Origin of the sequence: Colwellia sp. MB3u-45 (genome assembly GCF_014077005.1) — a bacterium.
In the GTDB taxonomy this organism is placed as follows: domain Bacteria; phylum Pseudomonadota; class Gammaproteobacteria; order Enterobacterales; family Alteromonadaceae; genus Cognaticolwellia.
The window spans coordinates 22,772-38,877 of record NZ_JACGVC010000049.1 but is presented as its reverse complement, the minus strand read 5'-3'; the positions used below and the strand labels follow the sequence as shown (position 1 = coordinate 38,877).

At 35.7% G+C, this 16,106-nt stretch carries 13 protein-coding genes; all 13 read right to left on the bottom strand.

What is annotated here, in order from left to right:
• Positions 1–222 precede the first annotated feature (222 nt).
• Positions 223–1,830 (bottom strand): DUF2326 domain-containing protein, encoded by a 1,608-nt coding sequence (locus tag H4J41_RS11200; protein WP_182135730.1) that lies wholly within the window; start codon positions 1,828–1,830, stop codon positions 223–225.
• On the bottom strand, positions 1,820–2,044 hold the full coding sequence (locus H4J41_RS11195; RefSeq protein ID WP_182135731.1) for an ABC-three component system middle component 7: 225 nt from the start codon (positions 2,042–2,044) through the stop codon (positions 1,820–1,822). Before H4J41_RS11195 ends, H4J41_RS11200 begins: the two co-directional genes overlap by 11 nt.
• Positions 2,044–2,802: an ABC-three component system protein gene (locus H4J41_RS11190; protein WP_182135732.1), complete on the bottom strand. Its 759-nt coding sequence runs from the start codon at positions 2,800–2,802 to the stop codon at positions 2,044–2,046. The genes H4J41_RS11195 and H4J41_RS11190 overlap by 1 nt, the downstream gene beginning before the upstream one ends.
• Before the next feature lie 105 nt (positions 2,803–2,907).
• The gene (locus tag H4J41_RS11185) at positions 2,908–3,744 is read right to left on the bottom strand and encodes a hypothetical protein (protein WP_182135733.1); all 837 of its coding nucleotides are present in this window, start codon (positions 3,742–3,744) and stop codon (positions 2,908–2,910) included.
• Between the two features lie 105 nt (positions 3,745–3,849).
• Entirely contained in the window at positions 3,850–4,458 is a 609-nt protein-coding gene (locus H4J41_RS11180) for a hypothetical protein (protein WP_182135734.1), read from the bottom strand.
• A gap of 460 nt (positions 4,459–4,918) precedes the next feature.
• Entirely contained in the window at positions 4,919–6,685 is a 1,767-nt protein-coding gene (locus tag H4J41_RS11175) for a replication endonuclease (RefSeq protein WP_182135735.1), read from the bottom strand.
• A 4-nt stretch (positions 6,686–6,689) separates the two neighbouring features.
• Positions 6,690–6,983 carry a hypothetical protein gene (locus H4J41_RS11170; RefSeq protein WP_182135736.1) on the bottom strand — a complete coding sequence of 98 codons (294 nt, stop codon included), beginning with the start codon at positions 6,981–6,983 and terminating at the stop codon, positions 6,690–6,692.
• Entirely contained in the window at positions 6,976–7,179 is a 204-nt protein-coding gene (locus H4J41_RS11165; protein WP_182135737.1) for an AlpA family transcriptional regulator, read from the bottom strand. Before H4J41_RS11165 ends, H4J41_RS11170 begins: the two co-directional genes overlap by 8 nt.
• 107 nt (positions 7,180–7,286) lie before the next feature.
• On the bottom strand, positions 7,287–8,093 hold the full coding sequence (locus H4J41_RS11160) for a hypothetical protein (RefSeq protein WP_182135738.1): 807 nt from the start codon (positions 8,091–8,093) through the stop codon (positions 7,287–7,289).
• Positions 8,080–9,303 carry a tyrosine-type recombinase/integrase gene (locus H4J41_RS11155; protein WP_182135739.1) on the bottom strand — a complete coding sequence of 408 codons (1,224 nt, stop codon included), beginning with the start codon at positions 9,301–9,303 and terminating at the stop codon, positions 8,080–8,082. Before H4J41_RS11155 ends, H4J41_RS11160 begins: the two co-directional genes overlap by 14 nt.
• A gap of 730 nt (positions 9,304–10,033) precedes the next feature.
• Positions 10,034–11,242, bottom strand: coding sequence for a hypothetical protein (locus tag H4J41_RS11150; protein WP_182135740.1), 1,209 nt, complete (start codon positions 11,240–11,242; stop codon positions 10,034–10,036).
• An 11-nt stretch (positions 11,243–11,253) separates the two neighbouring features.
• Complete coding sequence (locus H4J41_RS11145) at positions 11,254–11,889, bottom strand: condensin complex protein MksE (RefSeq protein ID WP_182135741.1); 636 nt, start codon at positions 11,887–11,889, stop codon at positions 11,254–11,256.
• The gene (locus H4J41_RS11140; RefSeq protein ID WP_182135742.1) at positions 11,886–15,557 is read right to left on the bottom strand and encodes an ATP-binding protein; all 3,672 of its coding nucleotides are present in this window, start codon (positions 15,555–15,557) and stop codon (positions 11,886–11,888) included. Before H4J41_RS11140 ends, H4J41_RS11145 begins: the two co-directional genes overlap by 4 nt.
• Positions 15,558–16,106 lie beyond the last annotated feature (549 nt).

Sequence of the window (16,106 nt, the reverse complement as noted above, 5' to 3'; positions counted from 1 at the left end):
GCCCTGTTAATGCAATTTAATAAAAATAAAATCACATTAAAAACAATGCACTAGCACTATAACTCACTTTATATTTTTTTATGTAGCGCATGTGTAGCAATATGGGCGATCGTTAACTCCGCATTAAGCGGACTAAAATAGTGGTTCATAATATGTAGCGAAACCTAACCTAACCTAACCCACTGCTTTAGTTCCGTTTAAATACATTGTTATAACCGTTTATCACTTACGCCAGTCTTTTACATATAGAACATTATCATTATCCAAAGATATTACTTTTCTACTTTTTAATTTCAGCTCCGCATCTTTCCCATACTTTTCTATTTCATCTATTGCAATAAATGATTGCTTCCCAGTTGATTCGTAAAGTTCTATTAATTTTGCAACTGCATCATTCTGAATATTCTTAAATAAAACTGAATCATGTATTAGAAATGGTAATTTTGTTGTTTCTAAAAATGCCAAATCTAAAAGGATTAAATTAGAATAAGCTTTACCTGTACCAGTATCTTCAATCAATTCAAAAGAATAGCTATTTTGACCTAGATGTAGAGAAGGACATCTCCTTTCTTCGGTATATATTTTTGTAACATTCTTTCTGTTTTTATCGTTAATAACATTTTCAATTAGCGCTAAAATTCTGGTTTTTTCTGCTAGAAGTAATTCTTTTGCATCTTTTAGATCTGATTTAATTTGTACATCAGTTTCGAAATATTCAATTTCTTTACTCGCAGTGGCATGACCTTGGGATAGCTCATAAACTCGATCTATTACTAAACTTGGGTTATCGATATTAGATATTGTTGCTTCAATCTTTCTATCTATGACCTGAATTTCATCAACAACACTCTCCAATACAGCCGATAGTTCAGCCTCACTACTCCTTAACTCTTTTCTTAATATCAGTGTCAATTTAGAATGAAAAGATTCTACCTCTTCTAATTTATTAACATTCACATTAGGGAAGTATTTTAATAATGGAGATAAGTGCTTACTTTTCAGACCCTTGTTATTATTTAAATCATTTTTCACTCGTAGAAGACGAGTATCTAAACTTAGCTTTTCTGATAATAGCTTGTCTTTTTCAACTTTAAGCTCCATTACTTCTCTATTTGCAATCTCAGCAATATTGACAGCATATTTTTTCAAGTTATCTTTTATTTCTTCTATCTCATTATTTATAGAAGATACTGATGCTAGGTTGTTTTTATACTGAACTTTAGAGTTTTTTGAAATCAAACCATCTTTAAAAGCCTTACTAATAGTTTGCTTTTCTTCGTTCTTATTTTTTACATCTTCAGCTAGCAATTTAATCGAGTCAAATTTTTTATAAAGCTTAATTGTGTTAGTAATACAATCTGATGCACTTTGGCTTTTAAAACTATGTAGTGGGTGTTTTACATCTAGGTTCTCTTTTCCCCAAACACGAGAAAATAGAGAAACAATAGACCTAAATGATAAATCAACATCTTCAAGAGAATAGGAAGACTTTAGAAATGCCTTATAATCTTCAATGCTTAATGGCTCAATTTCATCGTAATCTTTAGTGCAAGAATATACTAAATCTGGTTTAAAGGTTCCCCTTCTAAAATAATAATCTTCACCATCAAATGTAAAAGAAAATTGATAATCTTGATCTCCCAACTCATAAACAGCATCTTTGTTATGCGTAAGAAAAGACTCTCCGCCAAACACAAAATCTAAAACCATTAAAAGAGTTGATTTACCAATTGAGTTAGTAGCAGCATTATCACCAAGAACTACATTTAAACCTGTATGAAAAGTTATAAGCTTTTCTCTAAACTTATTACAACGGATTTCATTTAACATATTTAATTTGTCCTTCACTTTCTTTTAATTCTATTTTTTCAAGTGCAAATAACACATCTAGTGCAAGCATAAATTCACTAATATCTTCGAATTTTGACAATCGTAATTTCATAAGCTCTGATAGTTTAATAAATTCAACATCATCAATAATTAGCCAACTAATTTTAGCCAGTATTGACTTGTCGAACTTTGTAAATTTGCTTGGAAAAGCCATTAAAAAACCTCGCAATTTTGAACGAAGAAAGAAGCTAATATCTCTGCTGCATCGTTAGTTTTAGGTTTTGTTTTCATGTGAATCCATAATACAATATTGTCAAATATTGCTTGCTGTTGAAGCCCCATTCTTTTTTGTTTCAAATAATACGTTTTTACCTGCAACGAAATCATCTCTGATAAATCGCCTTCGGCATTATCTAATTCAGATAGTTTGGTACTAATAAACATGAAGTATTCTCGGACATTATTTTTTATCTTTCTTTTTGTTGGTTGAGAAATAGTGTCATCTAATTTTTTATTTATTTCTTTTGGATCAAACTCAATCTCAGTATCATTTTCAAAATCTGGTGCTTTATAAATAGATTCAATTACTTCACCGATTTCCTTTTCAATCGCATATCGTTTCCATATAGCTTCTTGACCACTTCGATCAATTAAGCCTTTTTTTAGCTTTAGCAGTTCCCTATACTCATCAACTGTTCTAGGTTTATCGAACTTACCATGACATATTTCACAAAGAGGAATAACATTATCCTCATCGTTTACATCAGAGCTTAATCTCTCTTCACCTTTCAATAATAATATTTCATCAGGGGTAGGGTTTAATGGGTAGATATGGGCTATTTCATAGTTTTTGTAACTTCTCCCTCCCTTTTGATAAAAAAGAGGTTCTGCACAAAGTGGACAAACCCTATTCACTTGCGAGAGTAATGCCACGTTTTGCGCATCTGAATATTTTTTTCTTGGATTACTCATTTTAATTTAATTTCCATATACGAATATTTAATAGGTTATAACGGCCCATTAATAGGCTAAAATGTGAAGCGAAGCGGAACCGAGCAAACTGTTTCTAGACGTGTTTTAAAGACTTGTAGGCATTCTTTCCAAAACGTTCAATGTTTGTTTTATTTGTAACTGAGCTTCATGCAACCAACCACCATCACGACCAAGATAAACATCAAAATCTTTAAGCAATTTAATTAATTCGTCAAAGTTTTTTCTACCTAAAGCTACTTTATCAGAAGCATTATCAATTTGCTTCGTTGACAATGTACCTTTAGGAGGAATACCTACATCCAAAAAGTGATAACCATTTACCAACTCAATAGCTGCTAAAATTGCCACATCATGCAAATGTTGTTTGTCTGAAGGAACCCCAATTTTACTGCGGAAAATTGAAGCAATCCGAGGTTGCAAATACTCAATGTAAGCTACTTTGGGTCTAGAGTCATTTTGATGTGGTGGTGCACCACTACCATCATCATATGGAAAAGATCCAGAATATGAATTCATAGCTAATGTCATTGCCATTAAACATTCTTCATCTAAAAAAAGCTGGTGTGTGTATAACAAGTTTTCTAATTCTTTATAGCCCTTAAAAGGCACTGGCGCATACAATCCAACTTCGTGGTCATAGTCTTTCATCCATTCTTCATTCAATTGAGCGATTTTGGCAATCAATGCTGCAAATGCATCTCTTTGGTGATCAAAGAACAAGGATGTTCTAAGTTGGGATACTTGATGCTCGTGTTTTATACTTTCAACTTTCGAATTTAACTCAGTTTTATAACTTTCTAACTTTTCTGCGTACTCATGCTGTATAGATTGTTTAAGTCGTTCAGAAATCCATCCTTTAAACATCCAAATTAATGCCGCACCACTTGCCCCACCAGAAACGATACTTAAAAAATACTCCATGTGTTCTCCTTATGCCTAACGCTTTGCTAAGCGGCAATAAAATAGTTGGCTAAAATTAGCGAGGCACAAGCAAAAAGCCAACTGTTTTTTATCCGTTTAAGTAACTTAGGCATTTTTTTCAACCGTACCAAAAAGCTTTTGATTAGTTTCTCTATTGCGTTTTTCGGCAGCCTCAATTGCCTTTACCGCTTTTTCCTTTTGCTCGTTAAATACCTTTTCCGGTGACCACTCTGTTGATTCAGGCTTTGGCAATTTTGCAGAAGCTTGTAATTTACCTACAATTGAGCAAGCTATTACCCCTAACACGGAGTATTTCAATTTCCTCGTGTCAAAAAACTCTTCATAATCGGGTGGGCTTGCCGCATATTCAGCTTCAGCAGAAATGTGAGAGTTCGCATCATTTATTTTCTCTGGTAATGTCAAGATTTCGTAAAGCAATTCTTTTTCTAATGATTGCCATGATACATCTAAATCCATAGGCTCAAAATGAGGTGTTGCAATTCTAGTTTGTAAACAACCTCTGTCGTCATAATCGCCATCATCACAAACGACACTTAAGCATTTTGATATAAATCTTTCTAAAGAGGCTGATACAATTATTGCCAAGTAATAGCGCTCAGTTTTTTGTTTCTTGTTTGCGAAAAAATAATCTTTGATTATTGATAAAACAAAACCAAGGATACCACCTAGAATTATTGCCTGAAGCTTATCCATAATTTCCTAAATGCCTAACAATTTAATAGTGCGCAAATTACGGTTTTTTCTACCGAGCAATCGCGCACTTTAATATTTATAATACTTGTATCAAACTACTTAAGTTATTACTAGATATATATAAATACAATATTCATTTGTATGGTTCTAGATCAAAGTGTGCAAATCCCGCGCTTTCCTGAATATAAGAGAAACGTGTGTATTTTTATGTCAACTGGCGGTAGTTTAATGATAAGTACAGTTATTTACAGAACTCCAAGTAAAAGCATCTTTGCCATTCTGGCAGCGACTAAATAAAAGATAAAATGTGATTATTGGAGTATTTTCGATTGGCTTTAAAGCTTAATTTCTAGCTAAAGCCTCTTTTGCGGTGTACTTGAGTTGTTTATGTTCGCAGATTTACGGCTAAATGAGCCTTGAGTCAAATTTAGAGCGACTTTGTGCTTTAGCTTGATACGTATTAAGCTTTTTCTATTTTCCATTGGTAATGACGAGTCACAACCGCTTTACCTGCGAACCATAAGCCTTTCACTTTAAGTATTAGCTCACCATCGTAATAGCTTTGTAAACATTCGCCTGTTTGTTCATTAATATTCAAGTCGTAATGTAATTGCAGAGGTCTGTTTTTTTGTTTGGTGTGAATACCGCCCATCGCAAGTGTGTACCCTTGCCAATCACTGTTATCCGCAGCAAAACGCGCTTGCTCTAATATCGCATCTTTTTTATCTATAAACTTAGTGCGTAATCGTCTTAGTTCACGCCATACGGAAACACTGGCACCACCAATTTGTTGAAACTGACGAATACACCAACATGAAGCCCACGCATCAATGCGTTGCGCTACGAGTATCGAATCATTACCGAACTTATCTTCTCCTATTCCTTCACCATCAATATTTTTAACGATGTACTTGAGGATATAGCCTGTTGCCGAGCCTTTCGTTGGGTCAATCTTTTTAAAGTCGCAACGGTTTTCAGCTGCGCCTTTTTCATCACCATCAATCTCTAATGCGTAATGACGAATAATTGCTTGTAAGGTTTGTAGTTTCTCGCCTTCAATAAAAAACAACATATGCCAATGGGGGGTTCCGTCATGCTGCGGCTCAACCACGCGAAAACCATAAGGCGTAATATTTTGCCGTTTAAACTCTGCTCGCGCCTTTTGCCATTGATGGTTTAAATACTCGTTCGCCTCATCTGGCATTAGCCCTTGCCACTTTGGATTAGTGGCTCCTGATTTTGAAAAGGCACGGTGATATTTTGAAGGACACGTTATTGTAATAAATAGCGCTTCATGGCCTAAGTCTTTAGCAAGATTTTCAAAGCCTCTTGCACGACATATCAATTCGTCTTTTCGTATTTTGGGGTTTGATACGTTTAAGTCTGATATATCCTTTAAAGAATAGCGTTGACCTTGTTCGTTAATGATAAAGCTTGAGCTGAGTAGTTCGTCATTTCGTAATCGTTGCGCAATGCGGTTTTTAGTCGTTATGTTGCTCGCGTAAACTTGTCTTTTACTGTTAACAAAGTTTAATTGAATTGCCGCTTTTTCGTTTGCTTGGGTAATAAGTTTGCGAAACTTTCGTAACCACCAACGATTATCTGCATAACGCTTTAGGCAGCCTGAAATTTGTATGGTTTTGTTTAACTCAATTGGGTTTATTTTATATGACTCAACGTAACGAGATAAAAACGTGAGTACGGATTTTTGCTCTGTTAACGGAATTTCGCTATTGCTCGTTTTTTCGTTAACGGAATTTTCGCTTAGTACATGCGAACTGTTTCGCTCACTTTCACTATAATTTTGCTCAGTGTTTCCGTTAACGGAAATAGTCTCGTTTGGTATTTCGTTAACGGATTTACGATGGTGGATATGAATGAAAGCAATTTTCTTTGGGTCAATGACAATTTGTCGGCAGTAATTCGCGCAAGCTTTCGCTTTGACGTTAATATCATCATCAAAGCAAAAGAACATATGCGCCAATTTTTTAGGCAAAAAACTGGCGAGCTTTGCTGAGGTATCCAAAATATGCCTGTTACGGTCATAGTTTGTCGGTTTATTAAAAGCCGCCGTTAAAATGGTACCTTTAATGAGGTTAGAAAAAGGCGTTAGCTTATTCGTAATAAACTGAGCATCCGCTTTATCCACCTGTGCTAAGTAAGGGGCTAAAAAGGTATCTTTATCATTAATTGCTTTAACAATTAATTTTTCCTTGAAAATATCCATGTGCTTATTTAGATATCGCTAAAATAGACACGTAAAATTTACCCGCTTCGGTCAAAAAATAGTGTTCGTGTTTTACGCCAAAAGGAAAAACCAATTCACTTGTTACAAGATTTTCGTTAACCAGCTTGTTCAAGGTACGTGTATCAAACTTGAAAGGCTCACCATTACCGCTAACGTAAGTATTAAGGCCATTTACTTTTCGATAGGAATAACCAATTTCACGGCAAATCTCAAAATGTGTTTCAGTCCATGACAACCAAATTAAAAAACGCACCTGCTCTTTAGTTAATTTAGGCATGTTCAACCTCACTGGTTGAATAACTTAAATTATCTTCAATATATTGTTCAATATCTTGCATACGATATCGAATGGCTCTTGCACCAACTTTGATGAATGGGATTCTTGCACCTGCCCATCGGTCTCGTTCAAGGAAGGCTTCGCTAACACTTAATATGTCAGCCGTTTCTTTTGTATTTAATAGTTTTTTTAGCATGGTTCTTTACTCGTTGTTTTAAAAGACAAGTAAAGTTTTGATCATGCTTGAGTGTGTTTGAATGGCGCTAGGGGGTACAGGAATTCCTCTAGGGGGTAGAGGAATTTTTAACTATTGATTGGCATTTTCCATTTACCGTTTCTAAATGCGCCAATCCATTTAGCAAATTGAAGGTTTAATTCTTCCGCAACTGACAATAATAGAAGTGAATGTCTTTCATTAGTAAGCTCAGCATCAATGATTTCACCTGCTTTTTTATTAGAGTAACTTGTGTAGTTTTTCAAATAACGATTAATCACCTCAACTTTTAATGGCTCGATACGTTTAGCCTTTTCTTCACCTCCTGCACTCCCTAATTTTTTATGATTAATTTGAGTATCTGCAAGCACTTCTGCACGCGCAATCGTATCGGCAATTTCAGCCTGTTGGAAGAGGATGAAATTATTGCTACTTTGTTTTAGTGATTGTGATAAAGGGTCATTATCAAGCTCTTCTTCAATTTCATTTGGTACTTCAGCGCACTGCATTAAAGCCAATACGGCAAATACTTCAGCCCAAGATAAGCCTTCAATATTGAGTGTCGATAAATCAAAATAATGATGCAGAAAATATAAATCTCGTCCTTCACATGCGTAAACATCTCGATCACTTTCATCAAACCTTAATAATGCAAACAGTAATCTGTCACCCTGATATAACATCCATGTTATTGCTTTTGAGATCGTAATGACGTCCTCATTAGTTCTTGCGTTAAGGATATCTCGCGCAATATGACAGACACCATTTAATATGTCGCTTGGCGCAAAGGTTAATGGCAATAAGTTTTTTCGTTCAAAAACAGACTTATCAACTACTTTCCTTTCACTCTTGGTAAGTGACTGTATTACTTCTTGCGGTATTTTATCTTGATACATAATCGTTCAACTCTACTTTACAATGCACTTTAAAAAAATCAGTAATTCGTTGCATAGGCTCACGCAAGCGGTCGTGATTAGCAATGATATAACCTTCGGTTACATCTGAGCCACTCTTATGGTTAACAAGTCGTTTAATTGCATAAGATGATATGTCTAATGATTCAGCTACCGTGATAAAGGTACGTCTTAAATCATGAAAGCTAAACTTAATATCCGATGTTTCATTTAAGTATTTTAATGCTTTTTGAGCATAAGCTAAATAGCCTGTTTTTTTGGATGGAAAAACATATTCATTACTTTTATATTGAAGTCGATAATTAAGAATGGCAATAAGCACATCAGATAACGGTAATGTTAGCGGTACTTTATTTTTAGTATCGGGAATATGAATGGTACCTTCATCTAAGTCTACGTTGCTCCATGTTAGTGTTGCGGCCTCGTTTTTTCTAAGCCCCGTTAACAGCAAGAACACCATATAATCAGCAGCAACATGATGCGATTCTCTCCCTGTATTAAACTTCATTTCTTGAAGGGAACTGTACCAAGGTGCTAATTGTTTCGGCTTGATAATTGTTTGGCGTCTTGGCTCTTTTGCCCACGCTTTCATTTGCCCTAGTCGCTCTACAGGATTATGAGGAAATAAACTCAAACCATTATTGTCTTCATATTGATTCTTTGCGAACTTATAAATAGCACTCAAGACACGCATAGCTGTATTAGCATATGAAGGGCTATGACTTTGAAGTAATTTACCGTGTCGAGTTGATATCATATCTTTAGAAATATCCACAAGACGCTTTTGCTTCCAATCTTTTAATTCACCGTTCAGATACATTTCATACTGAACATAAGTATTATCTTTTAGGTAACACTTAATTTTTCGGTAGTCTTGCCATACCTGCCAAAGCGTCATCATTTCTGCTTGGGCTTGTTGTCTTTTGGCTATAGGGTCAATGCCTGTCGCAATTTCACCTAAGTATTTCAGAGCTTCTTTACGTGCCATTTCTACAGTGATTTCAGGATAGCGACCTAATGTAATACGTTTAAGCTTTCGGTTGATACGCTTTTCAAGAACAAAGGCTTTACTGCCACCTGTCGTTACACGAACAGCGAACCCTTTTAGCTCAGAATCACGATAGAAAACTTGTCCTTTTTCAGGAAGAACAAGTTTATCTACAAAAGACTTGGTTATTTTGCATGTAGACATTATGTAGTCAGGGTACGTAAAAGAATGATGGACTCATTAAAACTACAAAGGTGATAAAAGTCAATTGAAATAAGGGCTTGATGGCTTACTAAGGTTTATTCAAAAGCATTAAAACAACTAGAAATAAAACAGCTTATTATGTATACGTCTTAGTAACACACGTATCATAAGTAACATTAAATTAACATTAATATCCCATACTTTCAAAGCATTAGAAACTAGTAATGCTAAATCAGATGTATATTAAGGCGTGTTACTAAGACCTCTCAGTAATATAATCTGAACAAAAAAATAAATAAAATACATTAAATTCAGGCAGTTAAGTTGTTTTTATTAGTGTTTATTATAATAAATGGTGTGTTACTAAAACGTCTTAGTAACGCACCTCTAAAAATCATATTGACTCCCATATAAAAGGGCATTACAGCGTTTACGCTAGTAGTTAATTCATTAGAAAATATAGGGCAAGATTTTTAGCTGGAATGTTAGGAAGGCACATTCTAGACATTAGCTTTTAAAGAGACTTAACACTTTGGATTAGGTTTCGTATCGATAGCGCAGCGCTAAACGGACTAAAGTTGTTGGTTATAATAGGTAGCGAAGCAAAGCCAATTACAGCTTTAAATTCATTGCCTTTTTCAAAGTAATATATTTTTTGAGTGAAGCCGTTTCTTTCCATTTTTGACAGTGTTGGTAAATAAGGCTACAAACATGCTGAAGCCTTATTTTGTTAATGATTGAAGTGTATTGAAATATCTTTAATATCAAAGTTACCGTTAAATGATTTTGAATAGTTACCTAGGGGTTTAAAGATGAAAAACTTACTTTTTTCCGCGGGTAATCTTAAAATTTCAGTATAGATAGCATCTAAAAATAATTGCGGTTTACATTCAGGTTGTAGTTGTTGGTAAATGTTATTCACTAGGACTTTATCACCTGGCGTTTTGATTAACGCTAACAGTATATCTTCTAGCCACTTTGCGCCTATGGGTGTTTCAACTGCTTTTTCAACATTGTCTTGTGTCATATCAAGAGAAGAATTATTGTCCCTTTCTTTTTTAAACCGTTCACCTTCCTCTAAGTTAAGCGATTGTGCCAGATCGATTAAATCATTGCGGGTTAGTAAACTCGACTCATCAGGATAAACATCAATGTTCATTGCTTTAACTAAGTTGGTGATGTTTGGCGGCATGCTAATGTCTTCAACACTGATAAGATCACTAAAGTCATGATCGGTTTTTGTGTCAAAGTATTGTTTAAATTGCCTAACCAGTTTACCTCTACCTTCCAATTTTCTAAAGCCAATCAACAAGGCTTGCATCAGTGTCAGTGCGTTAATGAGTTCTTTAATCGCACTTTGTTTACCACCAAATAAGTCGTTATTGATAATGGAACGCAGTCGTAAATCTGTGATAGGCCTTTCCAGTAGTTCTGTTTCATCAATAATATTTAACGCTTGTCTAAGGGTTCTTGCTTCTGCAATGGCTTGTTCATTTTCTTTACGCTTTGCTGATATTGAATGCACATAACCAAATTGATTTTCAATACGGTTTCTTAATTCTTGTATGTTGTTGTTTATACCATCGAGTAATTGATAGATAGAGTCAATGACCAGTCTTTTATACATATCGCTGTCACTGTATGCGCCCAGGGTATTTGAGTGGTTTAGTTGATTTATATTAAATAAAATACTGCGCCAATAGCCGCCCACATCCAAATTAATAGCCAGTGTTCTTTCTGTTTTAAGCGCATTTTCTAAAAAATTTTGAAAAGCACTGCTGAGTCTTATACTGCCTGATGCGGTTTCAAAAGCCAGATTGTAATTGTGAAGTTCATCAAAACCTTTCAGTGCTTCTTCAGTAGGCGGAAGTACTCCCTCGGTTATAATGGTGTCAATGGTTGCCGCATGTTTTGCTAGCATACGAAACATTTTTTTCATGGCACCCGACATTATATCAAATCATCCTGTACTGGCTCATCTAAGTCAATGTCATCAAATTTCTCAGCTTGATAAGTCATAATAAATTCCATCAAGTTAATGTAGTAGGCAAGCTTACCCGTACAAAGATAGATATCTATCTTGGGTTCAATTTGCTTTAAAATTTCAGTTTTAACTAGGCTATTAATCAATTGTTTGGTTTTATCAAAAACACTGCCTTTTAACTGACCTTTTATCTGGATAATGATCCGGTCTAATGATTTTAACAGTGATTTATCGTTTTCAATTTTACTGACAATTTGAGCTAGGTGAATTTCATCTCCGGTATAGAGTGAACGTTCGTCATTACTCACGCGCATCATTAAACTTAGAAACTCGACGACTGGCCTTATTTCTTGCTGAGTTTGCTTAAATACCGCTCTTGACGATCGCCTTCTATCTGGGGTCATAGACTCGTAGGAGGCATAATAAAATTCGTGGTCAATATGAGATAATGTTTTACCAGTTTGATACAAGTAGGTCTGGACACGCTCTCTGTTGATATCTGAGTTTAGAAAGTCGTAACTTGTAGTGTATGTTATCGGACAAATGAATTTACCGGCTAAAAGTGACTCTACTGTGCTGGTGAACACTTCATCAAAAATCATGACGGGGTACCTACTGTACTGGTTTGTGCGGCACTTATTGCTTTAAGCAAAGGATCATCGTTAGCGGTGATTTGTTCAAACCTATTTTTCGGTTTATTAATAAAATAGCGCTTGTGATAAACCCCCATGAAGTTATTATCTGCATTAGGAATAGCGGTAAAAATGGTATCTTTTTCTTTATCAAACATCGCGAATAGTGAGTCGACATTTTCAACTGAGATTTCACCTAATTCATCAACGCCATATAAAATATCAACATCTTGTGTTCCTTTGATCATAGAGCCTAATGAAGTGGTAAACGCCAGCAGAATTAAGTAACTCATGCCATTAGAAGATATGTCTTTTAAATCATTACCTGAACGCGCGATTTTTCTTTCATTATTGACGACAGCTTCAAAAGAAATATCGTATAAATTAGAGTGCCTCTCTACCAGTTTGTTATGGGTAAATTTCGTCAAAACTTCTGACATAGCAACGCCATAACTTTCAGGAGGTAGGCTTTGTTGATTTTTTTTACTCCAAGCTTCATAGGTTTTTTTAAATGATTTTAAGGCTGAGAATACTTCGTGAGATTCGAGTAAAGGTGTCAGGTTAATTGATATTTTACCTAAGGCGCTAAAAACAGTTTTTTTCTCTAAGTAGCTATTAACTCTTAAACTAAAAGCATTAATATCAGATTCATAACGCTTGAGCTGATCATAAAAACCAGATAATTCCATACCCCGTAGTGCCGCATTCTCGATAATTAAATCACGTACTTCATTAATGACTAAAGGTAACTCTTTGACAATATAATCTGAAATAAGCCTGAGATTAGGGTCTATCTCCAAGGCATTACTTTTCATATCGATGGATTTTTTTATCGCACTATTCAAGTGGATATTCATTTGGGAGATAACTTGTTCGGCATAGCCTTTAATGCTTTTTAATGCCTTACGATGACTTTTTAATATGTTGTCTAATTCACCGCAAATTGTTTCAAATGAATGGGTTTGTGCCGTGTCAAAAGCTTGCTCAAATTCGCCTAATCGGTTGGTTAAGCGTAAGGCCATTTCGTGCTGTTGGCTAACCTTTGACAGCTTACCGGTAATCGCTTCACGATTGATGATAAAAGCGGCTTTACGGGCTTTAATCATGTCAGTAAGTTCAGTAAGTGATTGAGTCAGGTTTGTCACCCCTTGCGAAGCCTTAAACGATTTATCATTAAGGCTGTCAAGTTGGCTATAGCTGTTGCTCATAAATGCGTTATAACTGCTAATGATACCTGGAGCATTTTTTAATCGGCTAAGTTGTTTTTCTAACGTGACTATTTCATTATCAAGTTTGTTTAGTGATTCAGTATCAATATTTTTATCATTTAATTGATTTTTTTCATCCGCGGCTAAGCGGCTAATCGCTAAGCTATATTCAGTAGTGTTTTGGCTTGATTTTTCTTCTGTCTGTTTGATAAATTCTTCTAGCTCAACATTTTGCCCCATATGTTGTTCTTGTAAACTTCGAATACGGTCTAAGTGCTGTTGATTAATCTGACTTAGCTTCTCTTTATTTTCTCGACCCAGTTTACTCAGGGTATTGTTAAGCGCTTTAGCTTCAGTCTCTAAAACTAACTTAGCTTGTTCAATGGCATTTTTTTGTTCAATGTTCAGCTGATTGATATTGGCATTAATAGATTCAAGTAATTGCTGCTTTAACGCTATTTTAGCTTTAATCTTAATAAGGTCTTGTTGCAGCGCACTTTGTTCGTTGGCAATGGCTTTAACTTTGTCTGACAGTTTTTCTTTTGTCTCATTTAATTGCAGAATATGCTGGTCAATTTGTTCAATTTCGGCGCTAATAGTGTCACTTGTTTTCGCAAAATCATTATAAACACCAGCCCAATCTAGCGTTAAGCCTTTGAAGTCATTTTTTGAGCGGTCAGCGCTAAAATCAGGGTTAAGATCGGTTGACGCTAATACCGCTGGTGCAAGAAACTTACCTATACTTTCAGACCAGTCATCGACATTGTTCACCAAGAACTCATGCAGCGAATTTTTTTGCGGATTGAGTAAGCGCTCTAAGTCATTTTTTGCTGATACCTGAGTTTTTATTGTGTTGGCTGTATCGGCCATTTCGCTGAGTATTTTATCCGTTTGTATCGCACTATTTTGTGTTTGACGCTCAAAATCGATTGCTTGCCTTGAGTCTGCGTTAAGCGCTTCGTTTGCCCGTTGCAACTCCTGTTGTGCTAGATTAAGTTGTGCTCTTGCTTCCTTACTGACATCAACACTTTGTAATTTAAAATGACAATGGCTGAGTTTATTTTCATAATCGGCAGAAAGTTGCTGTAATTGATTTTCATTCTCTGAGATGGCGGTTTTTAGATCATATCCCGCTTCGCTCATTACCCTGTTTTGTTTTACTGTAATCTCGCTATATTCAGCATTGGCAACGCTAAGTTGGCTACTAAGCTGATCTTTTAAGTTATAAAACTGTGCTTGTCGTTTAGATTTAAGTTTGTCGAATTTCGCGGTAATATTTTGAGCTTCGTCAAGTAAATTTGCTTTTTCAACACTGGCATTGTCAAGTTGTGCTTGATAATGATCAATATTGGCATAGTCACTTTTTAAGCTGCCAACATCTTTTTCTTCCCAGGAAATTTTTTCAGCTTCAATGGTCTCTATTTGTCTTTTGGCGCCGTCAACGATGCGATTATTGTCACTAATTTGATCGGCTAAGCTGCTTTTTTCATCTGAAGTTTTTAAGTTTGCAGTCGAGTTTTCCGTATTTAATGCCGCAAGCTCAAGCGTTAGCGCTTTAACTGAATAATCGAATTGTTCAGTATAAGCTAACAAGTTGTGCTTATACTCAGCCAAGATGGCTTCAGAGTTTTCTGCCGTGTAAAGAGATTTGGATAATTTGGGTAATATGCTACTGGCTAAATCATCGTAAGTCCTAAGCGCGTTATAATCGGTTTTCCAGATAGATAGACTCGCTACGTCCATAGTAAACTCAAGTTCATTTTTACCACCATTGAGCATAATAGACGATAGCAGTTCTTTAATACGTTTAAAGTCCGTGTTGCGCTCTAATGCAGCACCAACCACGGTATTGAGCATTGATAAATTTTTGCCCGGTGCGGCAAGAGAAAACCTATGCTTTGCTTCGGTCAGATCCTTCTCACTAAATCCTGCTGTACCAAGAATAATTTTTTGATAATGTGATGGCGAAGATACTGCTTTAACAGGCACCTGCTTTAAACGGAAATGGCGATAGATGTTTGTACAGGGGATTAAATTTAGTGTGCCATCTGGCGAAGGCTCCGCCGTGTAATCGGCAAGTTCAAACGGCTTATCTACAAATAGGTAGTTTATACTTTCGTTCTTACTAAAACACACGGCTTGCTTAATGCCTGAGTGCGTTTGATATTCAAAAACAATATAACTGGTCAATCTAGGGAGGTAATAGTTTACAAAAGACTCTCTGATTTTACCCCGTACTTTAACGACATCGCCGGGGGCATCAGCAAAGAATATTCTGACCAGTTTTAAAAAGGTCGTTTTGCCCGCCGCATTGGTGCCACTGAGATTAGTATGGCCACTAACGTCAACCTCAACCCTTCTCCCCTTAAAGTAGCTATCAATCAAAATTATGCGTAATAGTTTGCTACTTGGTGCAACTTTCAAGGTCATTTATCTTCCTATTGACGGTATTATTTATGCTTTAATCTGCTGGTGATTAGTGTAATACGACTGGCTCATTGATACCATGGCACGAACAGAGAATATTGAGATTGGCTTTGCACTATGGTTCATAGCATAGTGAATAGCCGCGCTGTATTAGATGCTGTTTTAACCTTTTGGAGCAGTGGTCATTATCTGCTATATAAACTTAGCGCTTGGTTTATGAAAATTAAATTAGACAGTAAAACAACCTAAGAGCACAAGATACCTGAAACTATGATGTGAAGATGATAATAAACTAGCTACTTGATGCCACTATCGCAGGAGCGAAAGCTAGTGATATTTATATTATTGGATGAAAGTAGCTAAAGATGACATTAATGCCGGTGTTGTAAAAAGTAAGGTGTAAATTATCGAGGTATTAAGAGCCGTTGACACTTTATGGCTAGAAATAAAAATATTTAAAAATAGACAGCCTTATTGTATTCGCATAGCAATAAGACTGTTAATTAGACACTTGACTAGGAGCTTGCTCGATAACCATTAACGGCTGCGAAA

What these genes read in the sequence shown, in the direction of transcription:
- H4J41_RS11175 (WP_182135735.1), bottom strand. Translation starts at nt 6,685, where the DNA reads ATGGATATTTTCAAGGAAAAATTAATTGTTAAAGCAATTAATGATAAA.
- H4J41_RS11185 (WP_182135733.1), bottom strand. Translation starts at nt 3,744, where the DNA reads ATGGAGTATTTTTTAAGTATCGTTTCTGGTGGGGCAAGTGGTGCGGCA.
- H4J41_RS11160 (WP_182135738.1), bottom strand. Translation starts at nt 8,093, where the DNA reads ATGTATCAAGATAAAATACCGCAAGAAGTAATACAGTCACTTACCAAG.
- H4J41_RS11140 (WP_182135742.1), bottom strand. Translation starts at nt 15,557, where the DNA reads ATGACCTTGAAAGTTGCACCAAGTAGCAAACTATTACGCATAATTTTG.
- H4J41_RS11145 (WP_182135741.1), bottom strand. Translation starts at nt 11,889, where the DNA reads ATGATTTTTGATGAAGTGTTCACCAGCACAGTAGAGTCACTTTTAGCC.
- H4J41_RS11200 (WP_182135730.1), bottom strand. Translation starts at nt 1,830, where the DNA reads ATGTTAAATGAAATCCGTTGTAATAAGTTTAGAGAAAAGCTTATAACT.
- H4J41_RS11180 (WP_182135734.1), bottom strand. Translation starts at nt 4,458, where the DNA reads ATGGATAAGCTTCAGGCAATAATTCTAGGTGGTATCCTTGGTTTTGTT.
- H4J41_RS11190 (WP_182135732.1), bottom strand. Translation starts at nt 2,802, where the DNA reads ATGAGTAATCCAAGAAAAAAATATTCAGATGCGCAAAACGTGGCATTA.
- H4J41_RS11155 (WP_182135739.1), bottom strand. Translation starts at nt 9,303, where the DNA reads ATGTCTACATGCAAAATAACCAAGTCTTTTGTAGATAAACTTGTTCTT.
- H4J41_RS11165 (WP_182135737.1), bottom strand. Translation starts at nt 7,179, where the DNA reads ATGCTAAAAAAACTATTAAATACAAAAGAAACGGCTGACATATTAAGT.
- H4J41_RS11170 (WP_182135736.1), bottom strand. Translation starts at nt 6,983, where the DNA reads ATGCCTAAATTAACTAAAGAGCAGGTGCGTTTTTTAATTTGGTTGTCA.
- H4J41_RS11195 (WP_182135731.1), bottom strand. Translation starts at nt 2,044, where the DNA reads ATGGCTTTTCCAAGCAAATTTACAAAGTTCGACAAGTCAATACTGGCT.
- H4J41_RS11150 (WP_182135740.1), bottom strand. Translation starts at nt 11,242, where the DNA reads ATGAAAAAAATGTTTCGTATGCTAGCAAAACATGCGGCAACCATTGAC.